This window comes from Nocardiopsis mwathae (genome assembly GCF_014201195.1).
Taxonomy (GTDB): domain Bacteria; phylum Actinomycetota; class Actinomycetes; order Streptosporangiales; family Streptosporangiaceae; genus Nocardiopsis_C; species Nocardiopsis_C mwathae.
On sequence record NZ_JACHDS010000001.1, the window covers coordinates 325,593 to 350,755 of the forward strand.

A 25,163-nucleotide genomic window follows, 5' to 3' on the forward strand; every position below is an offset into this window, starting at 1 on the left:
CACCGTTAACGATGTACGGCCGCGTGAATTGCGCCGTCATCGGAAACCGATTCTAGATACTGATGGCAACGATTAGAGGTATTGCACGGTAAAACGAGAACATGCTCTACTTGGCGCCGAGTCTGCATCGATGTGAGGGAGATCGGCATGGCGGATCCGCTCCGGCCCGGCTTCTGGCGGCTCGCGCAGGCCCACCCGACACGGCTCGCCTGCGTCGACCCCGACGGCACCGAATACCGGGCCGGGGAGCTGCTCGGCCGGGCCAACCGCCTCGTCCACGCCCTGCGCGGCATGGGACTGCGCACCGGCGACGGCTTCTGCGGGCTGACCCCCAACGGCGCCGACGGAATCACCCTCTACCTCGCCGCCGCCCAGGCCGGCCTCTACTACACCCCGATCAACTGGCACTTCACCGGGCCGGAGATCGCCCACATCCTCGCCGACAGTGGCGCCAAGGCGTTCGTCCTGCACGAGCGGTACGCCGCCGAAGGACTCCGCGGAGCCGACACCGCCGGGCTTCCGGAGGCCGCGCGCATCGGTATCGGCCGCGTCCCCGGCTGCACCGAGCTCGGCGACCTCCTCGCGCGCTACCCCGACGTCACCCCCGAGGACCGCACCGCCGGGCTCCCCATGCACTACACCTCGGGCACCACCGGACGGCCCAAGGGCGTGCGCCGCCCCCTGGGCGGGCTGGACCCCGACGACGCCGCCGAGCTGATCACCGCCCTGTTCCACGTGTTCGGCATCGAACCGGGGCCGGGCCACGCCCACCTGGTCACCTCGCCGACCTACCACACCGCCGTCACCCAGTTCAGCACCACCGCCCTGCACCTGGGGCACACCCTCGTCCACATGGACCGGTGGTCGGCCGAGGAGGCGCTGCGGCTGGTCGAGCGGTACCGGGTCACCAGCACCCACATGGTTCCGACCCACTTCAAACGCATGCTGCACCTGCCCGAGGAGGTGCGCAAGGCCTACGACGTCTCCTCCATGCGCTGGCTCATCCACGGTGCCGCGCCCTGTCCCCGGGCGGTGAAGGCGGAGATACTGCGGTGGTGGGGCGACTGCGTGTACGAGTACTACGCCGCGACCGAGGGCGGCGGCACCGTGTCCACCCCCGAGGACTGGCGCACCCGCCCCGGGTCGGTCGGGCGCCCATGGCCCATCACCGAGCTGATGATCGCCGACGACCAGGGCGACGAGGTCCCCACCGGGGAGATCGGCACCGTCTACATGAAGATGTACGCCTCGGACTTCGAGTACAAGGGCGACCGGGAGAAGACCGCGGCCAACCGGCTCCGCGGCTTCTTCACCACCGGCGACCTGGGACATGTGGACGCCGACGGCTACCTCTACCTCAGCGACCGCAGAGCCGACCTGATCATCTCCGGCGGCACCAACATCTACCCCGCCGAGATCGAGAACGAGCTCATGGCCCACCCGGAGGTCATGGACGTCGCGGTGTTCGGCGTCCCCGACGACGAGTGGGGCCAGCAGGTCAAGGCCGTCGTCGAACCGGCGGACGGCGCCGAACCCGGCCCCGAACTCGCGGAGCGGCTGCTGCGCTCCCTACAGGGGCGGCTGGCCCGGATGAAGTGGCCCAAGAGCATCGACTTCATCGCCGAGATGCCCCGCGAACCCAACGGAAAGCTGATCAAACGACGCCTCAGAGACCCCTACTGGCAGAACCACTGACCCCCCTTCGCGTCGATCTCGGAGATATCGGGGTCTCACCGCCGGATTTCACCCCGATATCTCCGAGATCAACGGGGGAACGAGCGCGCAGGAGGTGCCATGAGTCCGGACCGGCAGACAGGCTCCCCCGACGAGACCCTCTCCGGCGGACACACGGTCGAGTTCCCCGGCGGCTACACCCGCAGCACCGGCCCGGTCATCGGCCGCTTCCTCACCGAACTCCGCGACGGGCGCATCGTCGGCGTGCGCGCCCGCTCGGGACGCGTACTCGTGCCCCCCACCGAGTACGACCCGCACGACGGCTCCCCGGTCACCGGCGAGTTCGTCGAGGTCGGCCCTGCCGGGACCGTCACGACCTGGACGTGGGTGGCCCAGCCCCGGCCCGCCCACCCCTTCACCCGCCCCTTCGCCTGGGCGCTGATCCTCCTCGACGGCGCCGACACGCCCCTCGTGCACGCCCTGGACCTCGGCCCGGACAGCGGCCCCGCCCCGCCCCGCCGCCTGCGCACCGGCCTGCGGGTCCGGCCCCGGCTGCGCGACGAGCGCGTCGGCGACATCACCGACATCGCCTGCTTCCGCCCCGAGGTCGACCGGATCACCGCCCCCACCCGGCTCGACTACACCATCCGCGCCGGGCCGGCCCTCACCCGCTACCTCGACGCGCAGCTGGAGGGCAGGATCCTGGGGATGCGCTCCCGGCACGGAACGGTCTACGTGCCCCTGCGCGACGTCGACCCCACCGACGGCAGCCCCGGAACGGAGGAGGTCGAACTCCCCGACACCGGCGTGCTCACCATGTTCTCCGTCAACCACGTCCCCGACCCGCGCGCGCCCGAGGTCCCCTTCGTCACCGGCTACGTGCGCCTCGACGGAGCCGACGTCGACCTGCTCGCCCTCATCGGCCGGGTGGAGCCGTCCCGGGTCCGCACCGGCATGCGGGTGCGTGCCGAGTGGCTACCGCCCGAGGAGCGCTCCCGCACCCGGCCGAGCATCCGCTGGTTCGTCCCGGCCGAGAAGGGAGAGGACGACCGATGAGCACCCCCGGCACACCGCCTCCCACCGCCGTCCCCCCGTTCCCCCGAGACCGACGGGAGGGTGACGTCGCCGTCGTCGCCTTCTCCCAGACCCGGCACATGGCCGCCGACAGCGGTGCCCCCGAGGCGCGGCTCGTCCACACCGTGGTCTCCGACGTCCTGCAGCGCGCCGGGATCGACCGCGGCGACATCGGCTTCACCGTCTCCGGCAGCCTCGACTACCTCGCCGGCACCCCCTTCACCTTCGTCGGCGCGCTCGACGCGGTGGGGGCCTGGCCGCCCATCAGCGAGAGCCACGTCGAGATGGACGCGGCCTGGGCGCTGTACGAGGCCTGGCTGCGGCTGCGCCACGGCGACATCGACACCGCACTCGTCTACGGCTTCGGCAAGGCCACCCAGGGCGACCTGCCGGACATCCTCACCCTCCAGCTCGACCCCTACTACCTCGCGCCGCTGGGCATCGACGACATCTCGCTGGCCGCACTGCAGGCCCGCGCCCTGCTCGACGCCGAGCGGGTGACCGAGGCGGACCTCGCCGCGGTGGTGGACCGCTCGTATGCGGCCGCCCGCGCCAACCCCTACTCCGCCCAGGCCGGGTTCACCCCCGACACCCTCCTCACCTCGGAGTACGTCGCCCACCCGCTGCGCCCCGGCGACATCGCCCGGCCCTGCGACGGCGCCGCCGCGGTCCTGCTGGCGACCGGCGACACCGCCCGGCGCATCGCCGAGGCCCAGGGCACGCGCCCCGCCTGGATCCGCGGACTGGAGCAGCGCGTCGACGCGCACGGCCCGGGCGCCCGCGACCTCACCCGCTGCGACGCGGCCGAGCGCGCCGCCGTCGCCGCCGGCGTCGGCGCGGCCCCCGTCCAGGTCGCCGAGGTGCACGCCCGCTACAGCCACCAGGAGCCGCTGCTGCGCGGGGCGCTCGGGCTCGACGACGGCGTCGAGGTCAACCCGTCGGGCGGGCCGCTGGGCGCCGACCCGGTGATGGCCACCGGACTGGTGCGGGTCGGGGAGGTCGCCCGCAGGATCGCCGCGGGCGCGGCCGAGCGGGGCGTCGCCCACGCCGCGCAGGGGCCGTGCCTGCAGCACAACCTCGTGACGGTACTGGAGGGGTGAGATGAGCGGCAGGCCCGTGGCGGTCATCGGCGTCGGGCAGACGCGCTACCGGACCCGGCGCGACGACGTCTCCATCGCCGGGCTGGTGCGCGAGGCGGCGCTGCGCGCCCTGGAGGACGCGGGGCTGGACTTCGCCGACATCGACGCCGTCGTCCTGGGCAAGGCGCCCGACCTGTTCGAGGGCGTGGTCATGCCCGACCTCTACCTCGCCGACGCCCTGGGCGCGCGGGGCAAGCCGCTGCTGCGCGTGCACACCGCCGGTTCGGTCGGCGGGTCCACCGGCATCGTGGGGGCGAGCCACATCGCCTCCGGTGCGTTCGAGCGGGTGCTCGTGGTGGCGTGGGAGAAGCAGTCCGAGTCGAACGCCACCTGGGCGCTGACGCTCGCCCACCCCATGTCGACCTCGCTGGTGGTGGGCGCCGGCGGCTACTTCGCGCCGTTCATCCGCGCCTACATCGAGCGCTCCGGGGCGCCCGGCCGCATCGGGCCGATGGTCGCCGCCAAGGACCGCCGCAACGCCCTCCGCAACCCCTACGCCCACCTGCGCATCCCCGACATCACACCGGAGATGGTGGAGGCCACGCCCATGCTGTGGGAGCCCATCCGCTACCTGGAGGCCTGCCCGTCCTCCGACGGCGCGTGCGCGGTGGTGCTCGGCGGCCGGACCGCCGCCCGCGCGGCGCCCGGCGCACCGGCGTGGGTGCTCGGCACGGCGATGCGCAGCGAGCCGATCGCGTTCGCCGGGCGCGACGCCGTCGACCCGAGGGCCGGCCGGGACTGCGCGGCCGACGTCTACGCCCAGGCCGGGATCGCCGACCCGCGCCGCGACATCGACGTCGCCGAGGTGTACGTGCCGTTCAGCTGGTATGAGCCGATGTGGCTGGAGAACCTCGGCTTCGCCTCGCCGGGCGAGGGGTGGCGGCTCACCGAGTCCGGGGCCACCGCCATCGACGGCGACACCCCGTGGAACCCCTCCGGCGGGGTGCTGTCCGCCAACCCCATCGGAGCCTCCGGGCTGATCCGGTTCGCCGAAGCCGCCCAGCAGGTGCGCGGCGCCGCCGGGGACCACCAGATCGACGGTGCGCGCACCGCGCTCGGCCACGCCTACGGCGCCGGCTCCCAGTTCTTCGCCATGTGGATCGTCGGATCGGAGTGCCCATGACGACCTGACCCGGCCGATGGCCACCCACCCGACCCATCACACCACTGCCGCACGACCGGACGGGGACCGGCGGGGGCGCAACGGGGACAACGGGGCTGACCTCCGGGGGAGTCGACGACACCGGGAGGCCGGATGCACTTCAACCTCGCCGACCTGTTCGAGCGCGTCGCCGACCGCATCGGCGACCGCACCGCCCTCGTCTGCGGCGACGACCGCCGCAGCTACGCCGAGCTGGAGGCGCGCGCCAACCGGCTGGCCCACCACCTCACCGCCGCCGGGATCGGCCCCGGCGACCACGTCGGCATGCAGCTGTACAACGGCACCGCCTACGTCGAGTCGCTGTTGGCCGTGCTGAAGATCCGAGCCGTTCCGGTCAACGTCAACTACCGCTACGTCGCCGACGAACTGCGCTACCTCTACGACGACGCCGATCTGGCCGCGCTCGTCTACGACGCCGGGTTCGCCGACCGCGTCGCCGCCGTGCTCCCCGGCGCGCCCCGGCTGCGCCACCTCGTGGCCGTCGGCGGCCCTCCCCTCGACGCCGCGGAGCACGCCGCGAGCGTCGGCTACGAGGACGCGCTGTCCGCGCACACCCCCCGCCGCGACTTCCCCGAACGCTCCGGCGACGACCTCTACATCATCTACACCGGCGGCACCACCGGCCTGCCCAAAGGGGTGATGTGGCGCCAGGAGGACCTGTTCTTCAGCGGCCACGGCGGCGGCAACCCCGGAGGGGCGCCGGTCGCCACCCCCGGGGAGCTCGTCGAGAAGGCCACCTCGGGCGGGGGCGCCGTGATCATGCCGGCCGCCCCGCTGATGCACGGCGCCGCCCAGTTCGCCACCTTCATCTGCATGTGGACGGGCGGCACCGTCGTGCTGGTCCCGCGGTTCGACGCCGATGCGGTGCTGCGTGCCATCGAGCGAGAGCGGGTACTGACGATCAACCTCGTCGGCGACGCCATGGCCGCACCCCTCGCCGACGCGCTCGCCGCGGGCGGCCACGACGTCTCGTCCCTCCTCATCGTCAGCTCCAGCGGCGCCATTCTCTCCGGTTCGGTCCGCGCCCGCCTGGCGGAGCTGCTGCCGGGACGCGCCATCATGGACAATTTCGGCTCCACCGAGGCCGGCCTGGTCGCGTGGGGGGTCGACGGCGCCACACCGGAGACCGGGCTGCGCTACCGCTTCGACGACGACCGCACCACCGTCCTCGGCCCCGACCTGCGCCCGGTGGCCCCGGGATCGGGGGACATCGGCCAGGTCGCCCGGTCCGGGCGGGTCCCACTCGGCTACTACAAGGACCCCGCGAAGACGGCGGCGACGTTCGTCGAGGCCGACGGCGTGCGCTACACCCTGACCGGGGACATGGCCACCGTCGGGGCCGACGGCACCGTCACCGTGCTCGGCCGCGGGTCGGTCTGCATCAACACCGGCGGCGAGAAGGTCTTCCCCGAAGAGGTGGAGGCGGTGCTGAAGGGGCACCCGCGCGTCGCCGACGCGGTCGTGGTGGGGGTCGAGGACGCGCGCTTCGGGCAGCGGGTCGCGGCCGTGGTGAGCGCGCCCGGCGGGGTCGCCGAGGCCGACCTGGACGCCTTCGTCCGCGACCGGATCGCCGGCTACAAGGCGCCGCGCACCTACCGCTTCGTCCCCGAGGTGCGCCGCTCGCCCAGCGGCAAGGCCGACTACCGGTGGGCGCGCGAAGTGGCGTCGGACCGGGCGGCGCCGCCGCTGCTCGCCGGGTTCGACGCCACCGACCCGGACCTGATCGCCGAGCGCATCCCGCACGAGGAGTTCGCGGCCCTGCGCGCGACCCGGTCCGTCCACTGGAACCCCCAGCCGCGGTCCTGCGGCTTCGACGACGGCGGGCTGTGGATCCTCAGCAGGCACGCCGACGTGCGCGCGGCGTCGATCGACACCGACCTGTACTCCTCCCACGCCAAGACCGCGATCGTCCGGTTCTACGAGCGGATGACGGAGGACGGCTTCGAGGTGCAGCGGCGGAACCTGCTGATCAACCTCGACCCGCCGCAGCACACCAAGCTCCGCAAGATCGTGCAGCGCGGCTTCACCCCGCGGGCGATCGGCGCGCTGGAGGACGCGCTGCGCTCCCGCGCCCGGCGGATCGCGGCCGACGCCGCCACCCGGGACACCGGGGACTTCGTCGCCGAGGTCGCCACCGAGCTGCCGCTGCAGGCCATCGCCGAGCTGATCGGGGTGGCGCAGGAGGACCGGGCGCGGCTGTTCGACTGGTCCAACGGGATGCTCGGGTACGACGACCCGGAGTACACGGTGGACCCGGCGGCCGCCGCCGCGGAGATCCTCGGGTTCGCCATGGCGCTGGCGGGGGAGCGCCGCGAGCGGCCGCGCGGCGACATCGTCTCCGAACTGGTGCACGCGGACGTGGACGGGCGCGGGCTGAGCGACGACGAGTTCGGGTTCTTCGTGATCCTGCTCGCGGTGGCCGGGAACGAGACCACGCGCAACGCGATCACCCACGGGATGCTGGCGTTCCTGGACCACCCGGAGCAGTGGGAGCTGTACCGGAGGGAGCGGCCGCGGACGGCGGCGGACGAGATCGTGCGGTGGGCGACGCCGGTGATCGCGTTCCAGCGCACGGCGACGGCCGACACCGAGATCGGCGGCCAGGCGATCCGCCGCGGGCAGCGCGTGGGGCTGTACTACAGCTCGGCCAACTTCGACGAGGAGGTGTTCGAGGACCCGTTCGCCTTCGACATCACCCGCGACCCCAACCCCCACCTGGGCTTCGGCGGGACGGGGGCGCACTACTGCCTGGGCGCCAACCTGGCCCGGCTGGAGATCGGCCTGATCTTCGACGCGATCGCCGACCACCTGCCCGACATTCGGCAGGCCGGGCCGCCGCAGCGGTTCCGCTCCTCCTGGATCAACGGAATCAAGCATCTTCCGGTGCGCTATCGCTGATCACCCCGGAGCCCGGAGAACGGGAGAAGGGCGGTGCGGGAATCGGCGCCGCCCATTCCCATGCGACGGGTACAAGCAGCCGCGAGGATCCTAGCCCGATTCCTTCGCGGTGGAGACCCGAAGGTTGCGGTTTGGTCGCGCCGGTCGTCGAGCGGCGCGCCACGATTTTCCCGAATCATGGTGGAATCTTAAAAATCTCTTGGTGAAACGCCGCATTCTCGCAAGTGGCGCATTCTCCGTTTCTGGGAATTCGCTGGGTGGCCGCAGGAAAAAACCCGACAGTGAGTTCTGACACAGTTGCACCTTGTCATTGTGCTCTGGCAGCCTTATCCGCGTTTTATGTCGTCGCCCGATTCCGGGGGCGGCGGTCGGAGTCAAGCTGATGTGAACGGGTGCTGGAGCACATGCGTGCCGTGGGAATGAGTGCCGCCGTGGTGGCGACCGTGCTGGTGGGGAGTCTGCTCTCCGCAGCACCGGCCGCCGCCGAGCCCGATGCTCCGGCGGAGGACCTGACCTCCGACGAGCGCTCGGCTGCGGAGCAGGCCGCTACCTCGGGCGAGCGGGTGGAGATCCCCTCGGCGACCGACGAGCGGTCGCAGGTGTTCGCCGAGCCCGACGGGTCGTTCACGCTGGAGCAGTCGGCGGTGCCTGAGCGGGTGCGCACCCGGGACGGGTGGGCTCCGATCGACACCACCCTGGTCGCCTCGGGCGACGGCACCGTGCGGCCGAAGGCGGCCTCGGCCGACGTGGCGTTCTCCGGCGGCGGGGACGAGCCGATGGCGCGCATCGCGCTGGGCTCCAAGGCCGTCGAGCTGGACTGGCCCGGCGAGCTGCCCGCACCCGAACTCGACGACGACCGGGCGACCTACGCCGACGTGCTGCCCGGCGTCGACCTGGTGCTGACCGCCGGCACCGACGGGTTCTCCCAGGTCCTGGTGGTCCACACCCGCGAGGCCGCGGAGAACCCGGAGCTCGCCGAGCTGGAGCTGGCACTGGGCACCACCGGAGTGCGGATGGACGCCGATGCGGCCGGCAACCTCGAAGCGCTCGGGGAGAACGGCGGGCAGAGCGTGTTCACCGCCTCCACCCCGGCCATGTGGGACTCCTCCGGCGACGACGTCCCCGAAGTCGAGCGGACCGCGCGCGCCGCCACCGGCGCCCGCATCGAGCCCATCGCGACCACGGTCGAGCCGTCCTCCATCAAACTCGTGCCCGACCAGGCCATGCTCACCGACCTCGACACGGAGTACCCCGTCTACATCGACCCGTCGGTGTCGGTCAGCCGCAAGGCCTGGGCCTACGTGAACAAGCGCTTCCCGTCGCAGGTCTACTACAACCGCTCCGACAAGGACACCGGCGTGGGCTACGAGCCGGAGACCGGCAGCACGAAGCGGGCGTTCTGGCGGTTCAGCGTCTATGAGCGCACCAAGAAGCCCACGACCACGATCCAGTCGGCCACCCTGCGGGCCGAGGTCACCCACGCCTTCGGCTGCACGAACGCGACCTTCACCCTGTGGCGCACCCGCATCCTGTCCTCCAAGACCACCTGGAAGAACCAGCCCGAGAAGCTGACCAAGCAGGACACGGTCAACGTCGACAAGGGCCGCCCGGGCTGCGGGGGCAAAGGCGTGGAGTTCGACGCCACCCAGGCCTACAAAGCCGCCGCCGCCTCCGGCAACGGCTCGGTGACCTACGGGCTGTACGGCAACGAGAGGGTGTCGGGCTCCAACTGGGACTGGCGGCGCTTCGCCAAGAACCCCAAGCTGGTCGTGAAGTACAACAACAAGCCAGCCCAGCCCGCCACCTCGAAGATGTCGGACTCCCACGGCGGGATCTGCTCCACCGACCCCAAGAAGCCCCGGCTGATCAACACCACCTCGCCGACCTTCCGCGCCTACGTGCGCGACTACGACACGGCGTTCGTCGGGCAGAAGCTCAAGACCCGATTCGAGTGGAAGATCGAGGGCAAGGGCGACCGCGTCGGGCACGTGGACACCGCCTACAAGGACGTCGACGCCTGGCCCAAGGGCAGCTACCAGAGCGCCAAGGCCAAGGACCTGCCCGAGGGCAAGCTGCTCGGCTACCGCGCCATCGCCCACGACCAGACCGAGTGGGGCTACCCCTGGTCCGACTGGTGCTACATCAAGGTCGACACCTCCAAGCCCGAGTCCGGGCCGAAGGTGACCTCCGACGACTACCCGGCCGGTGACACCCCCACCGGAACCGTCGGCCGGTCTGGCCGCTTCACCTTCTCCGCCAACGGCGTGAAGGACGCCGCCGCTTACCACTACAGCGTCAACGACGCCTCCTGCTCCACCAAGATCACCCCGTCCACACCCGGCGGGTCGGTCACCACGACCATCACCCCCCGCTCGGACGGCCCCAACCTCGTCCACGCCCGCACCACCGACGCGCACGGAAACTCCTCGGACTGCGTGCTCGTCTACACCTTCACCGTGGCGCCGCCCAGCGACCCCGTCGCCCACTTCACCTTCGACGAGGGCGAGGGCACCGAAGCCGCCGACGAGGCGAAGAGCGGCCGCAGCGCCACGGCGTCCGGCGGGGTCGAGTGGACCCGCGGCCGGATCGGTCAGACCTCCGGCGACACGTACCGGCTCAACGGCACCGCCGTGGCGACCGACGGCAAGAGCGGCCGCCTGGCCACTGACGGTCCGGTCGTCGACACCTCCACGGCGTTCTCGGTCGCGGCCTGGGTACGGCTGGACGACCCCACCCGCAACCACACCGCCGTCGCCCAGGAGGGCGACTGGCACAGCGGCTTCTACCTCGGGTACAACCACCGGGGCGGCAACGGGTCGTGGGTGTTCAAGATGGCGCCCAGCGACGACACCGACGCCACCAGCGTCGCCAACCGCATCTACTCCACCGAACCGGCTGCGGCCGGTGTGTGGACCCACCTGCTGGGCACCTTCGACCCCGCCAGCGGCGAACTCGCCCTCTACGTCGACGGCGTCAAACAGGGCACCACCACCCAGAAGGCCCCGTGGAACGCCAAGGGCCCCCTGGTGATCGGCGGCGCCAAGTACAAGGGCGGGCCGGTCGACGCCTGGCCCGGCGCCATCGACGACGTCCGCGTCTGGGACCGCGTCGTGGTCGACGAGGTGCTGGACGAAGCCGACGAGCACCCCGAACCGTGGCACCTGGCCAACCGCCCCGCCGCCCTGGAAGGCCGCTGGGAGCTGGACGAGACGTCGGGCACCTCCGTGGCCGACTCCTCCGACCACCGGCTGACCGGCACCCTGCACGGCGACCCCGCCACCGCCTGGGCCGGAGCCGACAACGACCACACCCTGTCCACCGGCGTCACGCTCAACGGCAAGGACGAGCGGATCACCACCGACTCCCCGGCGATCCGCACCGACCGCAGCTTCAGCGTCGCCGCCTGGGTGCGCCTGGACGAGACCGGCACCAACTCCACCGCCGCCTCCCAGGACGGCGCCGCCCACAGCGGCTTCTACCTCGGCCAGCAGAACACCCAGGGCTACGACAACTGGGTGCTCAAGATGCCCCCCTCCGACACCGTGGGTGCCAAGGGCTGGTCGCGGGCGACCTCCAAGGACGCCCCCGAACTGGGCGCCTGGACCCACCTGGCCGCGACCTACGACCACACCACCGGCGAGACGACGCTGTTCGTCGACGGGGTCAAGGAGGGCACCGACGTGCAGAAGACCCCGTGGAACGCCGACGGGCCGACGGTGATCGGCGCCGCGCGGTTCGAGAAGCGGCTGACGGGCGCCTGGGGCGGCGACGTCGACGACGTCCACGTCTACCAGGGCGTGCTCAGCGAACAGGACGTGCTGCTGGTGCGGAAGGGCTTTGTGCCGTGAGCATGATCCGCCGCTGACGCACAGCGGCCGCCCCCGCCCCCACCTCTCTTCTTCCCCCAACCCAGTCGGACAGGGTCCGCCGACGACCATCGTCGGCGGACCAGGAGGATCCCCGTGTCTGAACCCCCTGCGACCCCAGCGGCTCCCGCCCCGCGGCGCTTCCCCGGACGCAAGGCCGTCTCCCAGGGCCTGGCCGTACTCATGGCCCTGGGCCTGCTGTCGGTCATGCCGGCCTCGGCCATCGCCTACAACCACCAGCCCGACGCACCCGACGAGGCATCCGTCGCGGGCAGCGACGCGTCCGTCCAGGTCGAGGCGCCGGAGGACGACGAGACCGAGGACGCGGCGCTCACCGCCCTCCCCGAGGCCGAGTGGCCCGAGCCGGAGACCGTCCAGGTGCGGGCGGGCGGCGCCGAGGCGTCCAGCAGCGGTGACGACCCCGTCATCACGCTGAAGGCCCTCCCCGAGGCGGAGGCCGAGGAGTGGGAGTCCCCCCTCCCCGAAACACGGGAACAGCAGCCCCCGGAGGACGGTGAGGAGTCGGCGGACGCCCGCCGCGACTCCGCCCGATCCCCCGACCCCAACGGCGCCCTCAACCAGCGCTCCCCGGAGACGGCCGCCTCGCCCGACGCGCAGCCCTCCGCTCCCGGCGACGACGCGCCGCCTGCCCCGAGCGGGCAGCCCGAAGGGGAGTCCTCCCCGCAGCCCGACCCCGCCGGTGACGACGCGCACGCCGCGGCCGAGGGCGACCACGAGGAAGAGGAAGAGGCCCAGGAAGCGGACCCCGCCGAGGACACCGCCACACCCGCCGAGGTCGAGGCGGTCGAGCGCGCCGACCTGGAGATCCTCGACCGCGATGTGGCCGAGAAAGCGGGCATCTCCGGCCTGCTGATGCGCCTCACCCGCACCGACGGCAGCGACGCCGACGGACCCGTCGAGATCTCCGTCGACTACTCCGACTTCGCCACCGCCTTCGGCGCCGACTACGGGTCCCGGCTGCGCCTGGTCGTCGTCGACGAGTGCGTGCTCGACGAGGACGGCTGCGCCGACGGCGACCCCCAGGTCGTCGAACTCGACTCGGCGAACGACGCCGAGGAGCGGACCGTCACCGCCGTCGCCCCCGCGCAGCAGGGCGCCGACATCCCCGAACCCGGGGAGTACCGCTCCGCGCTCGCCCCGAGCGCACCGGGCAGCGGCCGCAGCGGCACCCTGGTCGCGCTCAGCGCCGCCGCCGGCGGCGGCGGAACCGGCGACTTCGGCGCCACCCCGCTGCAGGCGTCCTCCACCTGGAGCGTGGGCGAGCAGACCGGTGACTTCTCCTGGTCCTACCCCATGGAGACGCCCGGCGTCGCCAACGGCGAATCCCCCGAGGTCGCGCTCGGGTACTCCTCGCAGAGCGTGGACGGCCGCACCGCCTCCTCCAACAACCAGACCTCCTGGGTCGGCGAAGGCTTCAACTACGACGCCGGCTACATCGAGCGCCGCTACAAGGCCTGCGCGCAGGACGGCCAGAAGGACCCGAACAAGACCGGCGACCAGTGCTGGGGCCGGCACAACGCGACGATGTCGCTCAACGGGACCTCCACCGAGCTGATCATCGACTCCGACGGGAACTGGCACCCGCGCAACGACGACGGCTCCAAGATCGAGCGGCTGACCGGCGCGAAGAACGGCGACAACGACGGCGAGTACTGGAAGGTCACCACGACCGACGGCACCCAGTACTTCTTCGGCCGCAACCGCCTGCCCGGCTGGACGTCCGGCAAGCCCGAGACCAACTCGGCCTGGACGGTCCCGGTCTACGGCAACGACAAGGGCGAACCGTGCCACGCCTCGTCCTTCGCCGACTCCTGGTGCCAGCAGGCCTACAAGTGGAACCTGGACTACGAGGTCGACGTGCACGGCAACGTCACCACGTACTACTACGACAAGTACACCGACTACTACGGCCGCAACCTCACCACCACGCCGACGCCCTACACGCGCGGCGGTGACCTGAAGCGGATCGAGTACGGCCTGCGCTCCGACGACGTCTACGCGAAGGCCCCGGCCCGGGTGAACTTCACCGCGGGCGAGCGGTGCATCCCCACCGACGACTTCGACTGCGCGCCGTCCAAGCGCACCAAGGCCAACGCCAAGCACTGGCCGGACGTGCCCACCGACCAGGAGTGCAAGAAGGACGGCAAGTGCACCGGAAAGCACTCGCCCTCCTTCTGGACGACGAAGAAGCTCGACAAGGTCACCACCGAGGTCTACGACGGGTCGAAGTACCAACCGGTCGACTCCTGGAAGCTGGAGCACTCCTACCCCAAACCGGGGGACGGCACCGACCCCGCCCTGTGGCTGAAGTCGATCACGCACACCGGGCACGTCGGCGGCACCGAGACCATGCCCAAGGTCGTCCTCCACGGCCAGGCCATGGACAACCGGGTCGACTCCAACCGCGACGGCCTCGCGCCGATGATGAAGTACCGGATCACCTCGGTGTCCAACGAGACCGGTGGGCGCGTCCACGTCGAGTACTCCGCACCCGAGTGCAGGGCCGGATCCACCCCCAAGCCGGACAAGAACACCAAGCGCTGCTACCCGGTGATCTGGACGCCCGAAGGCGAGGAAGAACTCACCGACTGGTTCCACAAGTACGTCGTGACCAGGACCGTCGAAGAGGACCTGGTCGGCGGGCAGCCCGACGTCATCACCTCCTATGACTACCTGGGCGGCGGCGCCTGGCACTTCGACGACGCCGACGGCCTGGTGCCCGAGAAGCAGAAGACCTGGTCGCAGTGGCGCGGCTACGAGCGCGTCAAGGTCCACGAGGGCCACCCCGACGACACCCGCTCGGAGACCGAGTACCTCTTCTACCGCGGCATGGACGGCGACAAGCTGTCCTCGGGAACCCGGTCGGTGAAGATCACCGACTCCGAGGGCGGCACCGACACCGACCACGACGCCTTCAACGGGCAGACCCGCGAGGTCATCGAGCGCAACGGCCCCGGCGGCGAGGTGATCTCCAAGGAGATCAGCATCCCGTGGAAGAAGCAGACCGCCGAGCGAAAGTACTCGTGGGGGACGCTGCGCTCCTTCCACACCGACACCCAGTCGGAGCTGACCTACACCCCGGTCGAGGGCGGGAAGCAGCGCGTCACGCGTACCGACAGCACCTTCGACGACTACGGGTTCGTCGTCCGGATCGACGACCACGGCGACGTGTCCGACCCGGATGACGACCAGTGCGTCCGCATCACCTACGCCCGCAACACCGACAAGTGGCTCATCGCGCTGCAGTCGCGCGAGGAGGTGCTGTCGGTCAAGTGCGGCCAGAAGCCGTCCTACCCCGACGACGTGATCTCCGACGAGCGGATCATGTACGACGGCAAGGGCTTCGGTGAGGCGCCCACGCGCGGGCTCGCCACCAAAGCCCAGGAGCTCAAGGACTACGACGGGGACAAGCCCGTCTACCTGACGATCTCCGAGGCCACCTACGACTCCTACGGCCGCCAGCTCACCGACAAGGACGCCAAGGGCAACGTCTCGACGACGAAGTACGAGTCGGCCGTGCCCGGCGGCCCGGAGACGGCGATCACCACCACCAACGTGCTCGGGCACGCCACGACCGTGCGCATGGACCCGCTGCGGTCCTCGCTCCTCTCCGAGACCGACGCCAACGGCAACCGCACCGACCTCGCCTACGACCCGCTCGGGCGGCTGACCGCCGTGTGGCTGGCCGACCGCGACAAGGAGCGCAACGCCGAGCGGCCGAGCCTGAAGTTCGAGTACAACATCCGCACCGACGCGCCCTCCAGCGTCGTCACGCACGAGCTCGACCATCGCGGCGACTACGCCGCGAGCTACGAGATCTACGACGGCCTGCTGCGGCCGCGGCAGCAGCAGAGCCCGGGGATCGGCGGGCGGCTGATCAGCGACGTCTTCTACGACTCGCGCGGCAACGCCGTCCTGGAACGGGAGTCCTACCCGAACGACGAGAAGCCCGGCGACAAGCTGTTCGTCGTCAACAACGAGGACGAGATCCCGCGGCAGACCGAGTCGGTCTACGACGGGGCGGGGCGGCAGACCGCCACCATCCAGCGGTCACGCGGCAAGGAGGTGCTGCGCACCAGCGTCCAGGAGCTCGGCGACCGCACCCTGGTCACCGTGCCCGACGGCGACACCGCCAGCACGACCCTGTACGACACGCGCGGGCGGACCACCGAGGTGCGCCAGCACCACGGCAACAAGCCCGAGGGGTCCTACGACGCCACGACCTACACCTACACCAAGGCCGACGAGCTCGCCTCGGTGACCGACCCGGCCGGCAACGTCTGGCGCTACAGCTACGACCTGCGCGGGCGGAAGACCAAGACGGTCGACCCCGACGCCGGGACCAGCACCTTCGAATACGACGACCTCGACCAGCTGGTCTCGCAGACCGACGGTCGCGGGCGGACCCTCGCCTACACCTACGACGAGCTGGGGCGCCAGACCGGGGTCTTCGACGACTCCCCGAAGGGCGCGCAGCGCGTCGGCATGGTCTACGACACCGTGCAGAAGGGGCAGCTGACCTCGGCGACCCGCTACAGCGGCGACAGCGCCTACACGCAGCGGGTGGTGCGCTACAACAAGCTGTACCAGCCGCTGGTGACCGAGATCGGCATCCCCGCGAGCGAAGGGGTGCTGTCCGGGAAGTTCCAGTTCTCCACCGACTACAACCCCGACGGCTCCGTCCAGGGCATCGTGCTGCCCAAGGCGGGCAAGCTCCCGCGTGAGCTCGTCCAGTACCAGTACAACGAGATCGGGCTGCCCACGCTGGTGCAGGCCGGCCGTGACAAGATCATCAGCGAGGCCAAGTACTCCAAGATCGGCGAACTGGTCCAGCGCGAGTACCACAAGGGCAACAGCGGGTCGAAGAAGACGTGGGCGACCTACGACTACGACCTGCGCAACGGGCGCCTCAAGTCGATCAGCACCGTGCCCGAGATCGGGTCCGGGTCGCTGAGCCACCAGACCTACGGCTACGACGACGCGGGCAACGTCACCAGCATCAGCGACAAGCCCACGGCCGAGGGGCTGGCGGCGGACACGCAGTGCTTCGCCTACGACAGCCTGCGCCGCCTCACCGACGCGTGGACGCCCAAACCCGGTGGCGAAGACGACGACACGGGCACCTGCGGCCAGGAGCCCTCGACCGACAAGCTCGGTGGCGCCGCCCCGTACTGGCACTCCTACAGCTACGACAAGGTCGGCAACCGGCTGACGGAGACCCGCCACTCGCAGAGCGGCGACGTCAAGCGCAGCTACACCCACCCCGACCCCGGGCAGCTCCAGCCGCACGCGCTCAAGAAGGTCGAGGAGACCGGGCCCGAGGGCGACCGGCTGGAGAAGTACGACTACGACGAGTCGGGCAACATGACCGGCCGACTCACCGCGGAGCACGACCAGAACCTGGAGTGGGACGCGGAGGGGAACCTGGTCAAGGTCACCGAGAACGACGGCGGCCAGGCGACCACCTACACCTACGACGCCAACGGCGACCGGCTGATCCGGCGCGACGCGCAGTCCTCCACGCTCTACCTGCCCGGCATGGAGCTGCGGTTCGACGCCACGACGCAGAAGACCGAGGCGACCCGGTACTACGAGCACGCCGGAGAGACGGTCGCGGTGCGGGAGGACGACGGGTCGCTGTCGTGGCTGGTCTCCGACCACCACGGAACCGGCCAGCTCGCCATCGACGCGACGACGGGCGAGGTCGCCCAGCGGCGCTTCACGGCGTTCGGCGAGGAGAGGTCGTCCACCGGCGAGTGGCCGGGCGAGAAGGGCTTCGTCGGCGGCACCATCGACGCGTCCACCGGCCTGACCCAACTCGGCGCGCGGGCCTACGACGCGGCCATCGGCCGCTTCATCTCGGTCGACCCGGTCATGGACCCGACCGACGCCCAGCAGATGCACGGCTACGTGTACTCCAACAACAACCCGGTCACCTGGAGCGACCCGTCGGGCCTGTTCCTGAGCAAGGCCTGGAACTGGACCAAGAGCAAGGTCAAGAAGGGCGTCAAGAAGGCCAAGTCGGTCTACAACAAGGGCAAGAAGTACGTCAAGAAGCAGTACAAGAAGGCCAAGAAGTACGTCAAGAAGAAGTACCACCAGGCCAAGCGGTACGTCCGCAAGAAGTACACGCAGGCCAGAAGGTACGTCCGCAAGGCCTACGCCAAGACCAAGAGCTACGTGCGGACGGCGTACAGGAAGACGTCGGCCTTCGTCCGCAAACACAAGAACACCATCATCGCCACAGGCGTCGGAATCGCGGTCGGCGCCGCCTGCACGGCGGCGACCGCCGGAGCCGGAGCCATCGGCTGCGCGGCCTTGGGTGGCGCGGCATCCAGCCTGGTCCAATACCAGCTCGACACCCCCAAGGACCAATGGAGTGTCACCGGAGCCCTGGGCGCCACGGCCATGGGAGGCGCCTTCGGTGCAGCAGGCGGCGCGATCGGCGGCAAGGTGGCATCGGCCGCAGCCAACAGGATGAGCAGCGGCACGGGCCTGTCGAGCAGGGTCGGCAGCCTCTTCTCCCGTAGCAAGGGCGGCGGAGCATCCAGTGGCAGGGGCAGCGGCACGTGCCCTGTGGGAAACAGTTTTATTCCCGGCACGGGCGTGCTGATGGCCGACGGCTCGAAGAAGCCAATCGAAGACGTCGACGTCGGCGACAAGGTCATCGCAACCGATCCAGAGACCGGTGAGCAGTCGGAGAAGACGGTTCTGGCGACGATCGTCGGCGCGGGTTCGAAGGACCTGGTCGAGATCACGATCGACACCACCACCGAACGACCGGCCGACACCGAACTGAGCCCCGACAAGGGAGGCCTGAACGGCAACGGTGGACTCCCAGGTCCACTGGCCGGTGGCGACATCATCATCTCCACCGAAGGCCACCCGTTCTGGGTCCCCGAACTCGGCGAGTGGCTGGACGCGGGAGACCTGCGCCCGGGCATGTGGCTGGAGACGTCGTCCGGCACCTGGGTCCAGGTCACAGCGACCAGAGCCTGGACTCAGCCCGCCAAGGTCCATAACCTGACGGTCGAGGGTGTCCACACCTTCAACGTCGCCGTCGGCGCGTCGAGCGACGTCCTCACCCACAACTGCGGTGGCTCTATCAACCCGGGGTTGGTGAGGTTCTCGCAGGATTCAGTAGGTAAGAACTTCAGCAATGGCATGAGCATCGAGCACGTCGCTGCAGGGCTGAGGAGTAAGTGGATTAGTGCGGGAGACATTCCTCCGATTCGTCTGACCGTGAGGAATGGTAACCTCTTCACGTTGGACAATCGACGCTTGGTCGCCTTCCAAAAAGCCGGAGTGCCAGCTCCATTCAGGATGGCAACGGCTGAAGAAGCTGCGTCTGAGGCGTGGAAGTTCACGACTGTAACGAATGGCCGGTCGATCCTGATTAGAGGGACAGAGAAGGTGTGGTCACCGTGACGGGTATAAACCCCGATGTCTCGTCGATAGAAAGTCGAGAAGATCTTTCGAGATTTCTAATCGACTTGGCGGAGAAGGTCGAATCGGGCGCCTTTCCGTGTGCGAATGGCGGTTCAGTCGACTATGTTCGGGCTGCGGGCTACTGGGTTCGCGCGATGCATGGGTTCTATATGAATCAGGGCGAGCAGGTTCCGGCATCGCCGGATTGGTCAACCATCGCTCAGATTTTCTCGGCGGCTTTCGTTTATGAGTAGTAGATTTAGGTGATCGGGTCAACCTCACTCTTAGTTAGACCCGAGGGAGTGGGAAGCGCTGATGGATCTGGATATCGATCCACCTCGCAGGGTGGGGCCTATCGAAATTGGCATGCCGTTCGACCGGGCAGCGCGGGCTCTGCAGGATATTCCTGGGTTCACGCCACCACTTCTAAAGGAGAGGAACCCACCCGGATTCGCACATTATGAGTCCGAGATGTCAATTGCGCTCGAACCGGGCCGAGATGGTCGAGTGAAGTCGATTGAGATCTATCGGCCAACTCGGAACATAAACGTACTTTATAGAGGAATCTCGATCTTCGGAGAGTCTGCGAGCGACGTGATTCGAAAGCTCGCCCAGATAACACGCCTGAAAATTGAAGACGACGGTCTCGGGGTATTGGCGCATGAATTGCTCATGTCGCTAGGGAGGGCTGTCCTGCCGGAAGGGCCGGATGATCCGGACGGCAGATATTTCGAATCCGTCTTGATTGCAGCTCCGGGGTATTACGAATAGCTGAAAAAGCGAAGCCTGGCCTCTTTGGGCGCGTGGCTGCCGAGGGAGATGGTTCCATAAGCGGCGCAGATATTCATAGAAGCACCGACAGGTATGGAGCGCCGAGTCTCGGAAAGTTTCGCGGGGACGACGGCATGTGGGAGCATCATGATGCTCCCACATGCCGTCGTCGTCAATAATGGGTGAGGATTCGACGCGACAAAGAGCAGGTGCAGAGATTTGATAATCAGTAGGTCGCGGGTGGGTCACAATCCGCGGCGATCCTGCTGACATGTCCGCTTTTGGTCTTTCCGCGTGAAATCATTGGTCATGCCGCGCAGCCGCGGCCCCATGTTTCCCGCTCGTGGGCTCCCTTCGATGTGTAGAAAGCCGGATATCGCCGTGCGATCCCGTATCCCCGCTCTTCTGGCCGCTGGCGGCCTCGCCCTTGTCACCACTGCCTGCGGTGGCGGAGCCGACGAGGCTCCGTCCGAGAAGAAGGATGAGCAGAAGCAGGAGGCGGCGGCCAAGCCCCGCGACATCTTCGCGCTCCTCGGCTCCAAGACCGCCGACATGACCAACTACCGCATCGACATCGAGATGACGGTGGAGGACGACGAGCTGGAGGGCACCTTCCGCCCGACCTTCACTTACCAGGTCCAGGACGACCCGAAGTCGGTCCTCGCCGAGATCGACATGGGCGATGAGTACCGGGATGTCGTTGCCGAGGAGATGGGCGAGTTCCTGACGGGCGTCGACCCCGAGGCCCTCAGCACCTTCACGATCCTCAAGGCCGACGACGAGGTCTACCTCAAGAACCCGCACGGGATCCACGGCGACGCCGACTGGGTGACCGTCGCGTCCAAGAAGGACCTTGAGGAGATGCCGGACATCGACTTCCAGGCCTTCGTCGTCCTCACCGAGGTCCTGGCCGGCGCCGAGGACGTCGCCGACGACGGGACCGAGGAGATCAACGGGCAGGAGACCACGAAGTTCGCCGGGTCGCTGACCCAGAAGGACATCGACGCCGTCGACGACGCGGAGAAGAGCGCGGCCCTGGAGGAATTCTTCGACGAGAAGATCGCCGACAAGGTCGACTTCGAGGTGTGGGCCGACGCCGACAGCGTCCCGCACCGCATCACCATGAAGGAAGGCGACGACGAGATGAAGCTGGAGTTCTCCGACTTCGGCAAGGTCTCCTTTGACCTCCCGGCCGACGACGAGATCGGCGAGATGGAGGCCTGATCCGTTCCGGTGGTCGGCCCCCGCACACGGCAGTCGGCCACCGGCTAGGAACACCATGAAGGGCGCTGCCCGACTCCACTCCGGAAGCGGGCGGCGCTCCAACGAACGAACTGCGGCGGCCGGTCTCTCACTGGACGCCGCAATTCGTTACGGCCGTGAGGGAGTGGAACCCCTGCTCTGAATGCTCTGCGCTTCTACCGTCTTCACAGGGGGCAGAGGCGCTTCGAACTATGCGGTGTTCAGCGGAGGCTCCCGTCGATGATTCCGCGTGCGCCCTTGCGGAGCAGGTCGGCGGCGACGTAGGCGCCCAGCTCGGCAGGCCGGTCCACCGAGTCCCATTCGTGGGAGTAGGCGAACGTCCCGCCTTCGCGGGTGAACACCATGCCGATCAGCGAGAGCTGCCCGTCGGCGGTGGTGTGGCAGTGGCCGGCGATCGGGCTGTTGCAGCGTCCCTTGAGGCCGTGCAGCATGGTCCGCTCGGCGGTGATGTGGGTGCGCGTCGTTGGGTCGTCGAGGAGGCGCAGGAGTTCGGCGATGTGGGTGTCGGCGGTGCGGCACTGGACCCCGATGACGCCGGAGCCGACGGCCGGGCACACTATGTCGGGTTCGAGGACCTCGGTGGCCCGGTGCGCCAGGTTGACCCGGTGCAGGCCGGACAGGTTCAGCACGATCGCTTCGAACCGCTTCTCCTCATCCAGGCGGGCGATGCGGGTGTTGACGTTGCCGCGGATCCGGTCGACGTGCAGATCGGGCCGGTGCTTGAGCAGCTGGGCCTTGCGCCGTACCGAGCTGGTGCCGATCTTGGTCCCCGGAGGGAACTCTTCGAGCAGCTTGTAGTGGGAGCCCTCGCGAACGACGAGGACGTCGCGAACGTCCTCGCGCGGCAGGTAGGCGGCGAACGCCGTCCCCTCCGGCATCGGGACGTCCCCCGGGACGTCCTTCATCGCATGGACGGCGATGTCGATGCGCCCCATGAGCAGGGCACGGTCGATCTCCTTGAGGAAGGCGGCCTTCCCGCCGAGCTCGGCGAGGTCGCCCATCCACCGGTCGCCGCTGGTCTCGATGCCGATGATCTCGGTGGCGATGTCGGCGTTCTCGGCGATCAGCGCCTGCACCTGGCGGGCCTGGGCCATGGCCATGGGCGAGGTACGCGAGCCGATGCGCAGGACGGGCCGTTCGGAGAGCACCCGTCCAAGGTAGGCGCTGGGGGACGCTGCTGTGGGGTGTTCCGGCAGGTGACGGGTGGTCACGATCTCGTTGGACAAAGGAGAGTCCTTCCCAGGGTGGAATCCGTCGGCTGCGGCGGTGCGCGAGTGCGGTCGTTGTGGGGTCGCCCGGCCCCGCCCCTCTCCTCTCGGGGCCGGGCGACCGCCTTTCGGGGGTGGTCAGTTCCGTTCGCCCTGGACACGGTGAAGGTGGGCCTGGACCTGCGCGAGGTAGGGGTAGGTGCGCTTGGTTCCGGTGGTGTGGTCGGTCAGGGTGAACCGCCACCCGTCGCGGGTGCGGTACCAGCTCAGCGAGCACCCGAGGTCCTCGGCGGCCTGGCGGACCTCGGTGAAGACGGTGCCGAGGTGGCCGGGCGGCAGCTGGGGGAGGATCACCGCCGCCTCCGAGGGTGCTGGTGGGCGGCGGCGATGCGCCAGGCGGCGCGGTGCGCGGCCTCGTGGGCCAGGTCCGACAGCCGCCACATCGCCTCGGCCGCCCGGTCGGCCGCATCCCCCGTCGTGGGCACCGTCAGGCGGGCCTCGCCCAGCACCAGGTGCGTGTAGTTCCCGTCGGCGGAGTCGGCCAGGTGCATCCCCTCGGCGTCCAGACCCTCGACGTCGATGGTGGTGGCCCAGGTGGCGCCGGTGATGTCCATGTGCGGCCCCGCATGGTCCGCCGGCCGGGCGCACGGCAGCCGCACCGGGCCCGGTGCGGCCGCCTGGTACCCGGGCCGCCGCTGGGCGCACCGCGGCGGCCCGCCGGCCCCGACCCCGGCGGGGTTCATCGGCCCGCCCCCGCCCGCACGAGCCGGTCGAGCTCGCCGCGCTCCAGGGCGGCAGCAGAGCGCTGCTGTGCGGTCAGCGCGGCGGGGCGCGGCCAGGCGGGGGAGGTGATGCTGTCGAGCATCGCCCCCAGATCGGCCACACGCGCGGCGGCGATGACCATCTGCGGCTCGGCGCGGTTGCGCGCGGTGTAGGGGGCCAGCGCGGTGTGGTCGTAGGTGAAGTTCCACCCCGGGGCGTGCGGGGAGAGCTCGGCCAGCCGGTAGAAGGCGTCCCGGTCCGGGATCCGGGAGGGCCCCGGCGCCGGGGCCGGGGGCGCGGCGACCTCGGCCGCATACGGACGCGGCCGCGGTGCGCGCCGAGGCGCAGGGGTGCCGCCCGCCTCCGAGCGGCGTCGCCCGGCGGCGTGCCGACCGTGCGGGGGCTGGTGCTGCCCGCTGACGCGCAGCAGCAGGACCGCGACCGGCAGGAACAGAGACAACAGTGATCGCATGAGTATCAGCTCCGTTCGCGACCTTGCGTCGCTACGGTGAGAAACAACTAGGTGACACCCATGGTTCATAGAAAACTTCGATTTTTCAAGCGATTCAAAGAAAACATCCATGAGTGTGCGTGGACTAGGGTGATGATCCATGCAACGGACCTACAGCCCCTCGGTGCGACGCCGACGGCTGGCTGCGGAACTTCGTCGAGCACGTGACCTGAGCGGACTCACCGGCCTTCGCGCTGCGAAGGAACTGGGATGGCCCCACTCGAAGCTCACGAAGATCGAGTCAGCGAAGCAGGGAGTCAAAGCTGCCGACCTGGAAGCTCTGATGGACCTGTACAAGGTCGGCGACAGGGACACCCGCGAAGCGATGCTCCGGCTTGCCCGCGAGTCCAAAGAGCGCGGCTGGTGGTGGAAGTACAGAGACATCTTCGGTGAGCGGGCGCTCCCCGACTTCGAAGCCGAGGCATCGGGCATCCGCTGCTGGCAGGCGCAGCTGGTACCCGGGCTGCTGCAGACCCCCGATTACATCGAAGCCGTGTTCCGGGCGGGCAACGCCCAGGACGATGCTGTCGTCCAGCGCCACGTGCAGGGGCGGATCGAACGGCAACATATCTTGAACGGAGTCCATCCACCTCGGTTCGCGGCGATCCTCGATGAAGGAGCGCTTCGGCGGCAGATCGGTGGCAGAGAGGTACTGCATGAGCAGCTGCAGCACCTGTGCAACATGGCGACGCGTCACAACATCGACCTGAGGGTCCTGCCCTTCGTCGCGGGTGAGCATCAGGCGTCGAACGGTTCGTTCACGGTCCTGGACTTCCCGAACCCACTCGATGTTCCGGTTGCTTTCACCGAAACCGTGACAGCTAGCATGTTTGTGGAAGAACCGGCAGAAATCGCCACGTACAACGACGTGTGGTCGAACCTTCAGGGAGCGGCGTTAACGCAAGCGCGGTCAGCCGAGTTCATTCAGAAGGTGATGCGAGACCTTACGTAGTCTCTTAGGAAGTCCCAAGTGATACCCATGACTGACCTGGAGTTCCGCAAGTCCTCCTACAGCGGGAACCGGCAGGACTGTGTCGAAGTCGCGCGACACACCGCGATCGGTGCGGCCATGCGGGACACGAAGAACCGGGGTCTCGGCCACATCGAGTTCCCGGCCGCTGAGTGGGCTGCATTCATCGAGGCTGCTAAGACTCACGAGCTCTAGCCCGCTACACACGAAGGCCCTCACCCGATCGGGTGAGGGCCGCCGCGTACCTAGTCGCTCTCTCAAGCGATACCGCCGCCGACCCTATCGCGGGCTGGTGTCCGCCATGGAGTGGCGGTGCGGAAGACCCGCCCAGGACGCCGTTGCCCCTGCCCCTCCCGCTCCCGCGTGGTCTGCGGATGTCAGCTGGCAGACCCTGGCTCCCCTCGATGATCATGGGC

The 25,163-nt window shown here is 69.4% G+C and carries 16 protein-coding genes and 1 pseudogene; 13 read left to right on the plus strand and 4 right to left on the minus strand.

Annotated elements, in window-relative coordinates:
• Window positions 1-147 precede the first annotated feature (147 nt).
• From HNR23_RS01390 to HNR23_RS27350, 11 genes and pseudogenes are all read left to right on the plus strand, one after another.
• A complete protein-coding gene (locus tag HNR23_RS01390) occupies window positions 148-1,695 on the plus strand; it encodes an acyl-CoA synthetase (RefSeq protein ID WP_184072708.1) in 1,548 nt (515 codons plus the stop codon).
• A 99-nt stretch (window positions 1,696-1,794) separates the two neighbouring features.
• Complete coding sequence (locus HNR23_RS01395) at window positions 1,795-2,730, plus strand: Zn-ribbon domain-containing OB-fold protein (RefSeq protein ID WP_184072710.1); 936 nt, start codon at window positions 1,795-1,797, stop codon at window positions 2,728-2,730.
• Entirely contained in the window at window positions 2,727-3,848 is a 1,122-nt protein-coding gene (locus HNR23_RS01400; protein ID WP_184072712.1) for a lipid-transfer protein, read from the plus strand. The genes HNR23_RS01395 and HNR23_RS01400 overlap by 4 nt, the downstream gene beginning before the upstream one ends.
• A gap of 1 nt (window position 3,849) precedes the next feature.
• Window positions 3,850-5,010, plus strand: coding sequence for a thiolase domain-containing protein (locus tag HNR23_RS01405; RefSeq protein WP_184072714.1), 1,161 nt, complete (start codon window positions 3,850-3,852; stop codon window positions 5,008-5,010).
• Window positions 5,011-5,142: 132 nt separating this feature from the next.
• Window positions 5,143-6,732: pseudogene (locus HNR23_RS26435) on the plus strand (acyl-CoA synthetase); the annotation flags it as partial.
• The gene (locus tag HNR23_RS26440) at window positions 6,709-7,947 is read left to right on the plus strand and encodes a cytochrome P450 (RefSeq protein ID WP_343070729.1); all 1,239 of its coding nucleotides are present in this window, start codon (window positions 6,709-6,711) and stop codon (window positions 7,945-7,947) included. The pseudogene HNR23_RS26435 and the gene HNR23_RS26440, both read left to right, overlap by 24 nt.
• 419 nt (window positions 7,948-8,366) lie before the next feature.
• Entirely contained in the window at window positions 8,367-11,795 is a 3,429-nt protein-coding gene (locus HNR23_RS01415; RefSeq protein ID WP_184079707.1) for a LamG domain-containing protein, read from the plus strand.
• 114 nt (window positions 11,796-11,909) lie between these two features.
• Window positions 11,910-19,262, plus strand: coding sequence for an RHS repeat-associated core domain-containing protein (locus HNR23_RS27345; protein WP_184072718.1), 7,353 nt, complete (start codon window positions 11,910-11,912; stop codon window positions 19,260-19,262).
• Window positions 19,259-19,516: a DUF7660 family protein gene (locus HNR23_RS01425; RefSeq protein ID WP_184072720.1), complete on the plus strand. Its 258-nt coding sequence runs from the start codon at window positions 19,259-19,261 to the stop codon at window positions 19,514-19,516. The genes HNR23_RS27345 and HNR23_RS01425 overlap by 4 nt, the downstream gene beginning before the upstream one ends.
• 61 nt (window positions 19,517-19,577) lie before the next feature.
• Window positions 19,578-20,033 (plus strand): hypothetical protein, encoded by a 456-nt coding sequence (locus tag HNR23_RS01430; protein ID WP_184072723.1) that lies wholly within the window; start codon window positions 19,578-19,580, stop codon window positions 20,031-20,033.
• A gap of 381 nt (window positions 20,034-20,414) precedes the next feature.
• Window positions 20,415-21,257 carry an LppX_LprAFG lipoprotein gene (locus HNR23_RS27350; protein WP_184072725.1) on the plus strand — a complete coding sequence of 281 codons (843 nt, stop codon included), beginning with the start codon at window positions 20,415-20,417 and terminating at the stop codon, window positions 21,255-21,257.
• A gap of 239 nt (window positions 21,258-21,496) precedes the next feature.
• Here the strand turns inward: HNR23_RS27350 and hemC are convergent, their stop codons facing one another.
• From hemC to HNR23_RS01455, 4 genes are all read right to left on the minus strand, one after another.
• Window positions 21,497-22,522, minus strand: a complete 1,026-nt coding sequence (gene hemC, locus HNR23_RS01440; protein WP_221307993.1) for a hydroxymethylbilane synthase — start codon at window positions 22,520-22,522, stop codon at window positions 21,497-21,499.
• 120 nt (window positions 22,523-22,642) lie between these two features.
• The gene (locus HNR23_RS01445) at window positions 22,643-22,858 is read right to left on the minus strand and encodes a hypothetical protein (RefSeq protein ID WP_184072727.1); all 216 of its coding nucleotides are present in this window, start codon (window positions 22,856-22,858) and stop codon (window positions 22,643-22,645) included.
• Window positions 22,855-23,247, minus strand: coding sequence for a hypothetical protein (locus HNR23_RS01450; protein WP_184072729.1), 393 nt, complete (start codon window positions 23,245-23,247; stop codon window positions 22,855-22,857). The genes HNR23_RS01445 and HNR23_RS01450 overlap by 4 nt, the downstream gene beginning before the upstream one ends.
• Window positions 23,244-23,738, minus strand: a complete 495-nt coding sequence (locus HNR23_RS01455; RefSeq protein ID WP_184072731.1) for a hypothetical protein — start codon at window positions 23,736-23,738, stop codon at window positions 23,244-23,246. The genes HNR23_RS01450 and HNR23_RS01455 overlap by 4 nt, the downstream gene beginning before the upstream one ends.
• A gap of 139 nt (window positions 23,739-23,877) precedes the next feature.
• Between HNR23_RS01455 and HNR23_RS01460 the strand changes: the two genes are divergently transcribed.
• On the plus strand, window positions 23,878-24,729 hold the full coding sequence (locus tag HNR23_RS01460) for a helix-turn-helix domain-containing protein (protein WP_184072733.1): 852 nt from the start codon (window positions 23,878-23,880) through the stop codon (window positions 24,727-24,729).
• A 27-nt stretch (window positions 24,730-24,756) separates the two neighbouring features.
• Window positions 24,757-24,942: a DUF397 domain-containing protein gene (locus HNR23_RS01465; RefSeq protein ID WP_184072735.1), complete on the plus strand. Its 186-nt coding sequence runs from the start codon at window positions 24,757-24,759 to the stop codon at window positions 24,940-24,942.
• Window positions 24,943-25,163 lie beyond the last annotated feature (221 nt).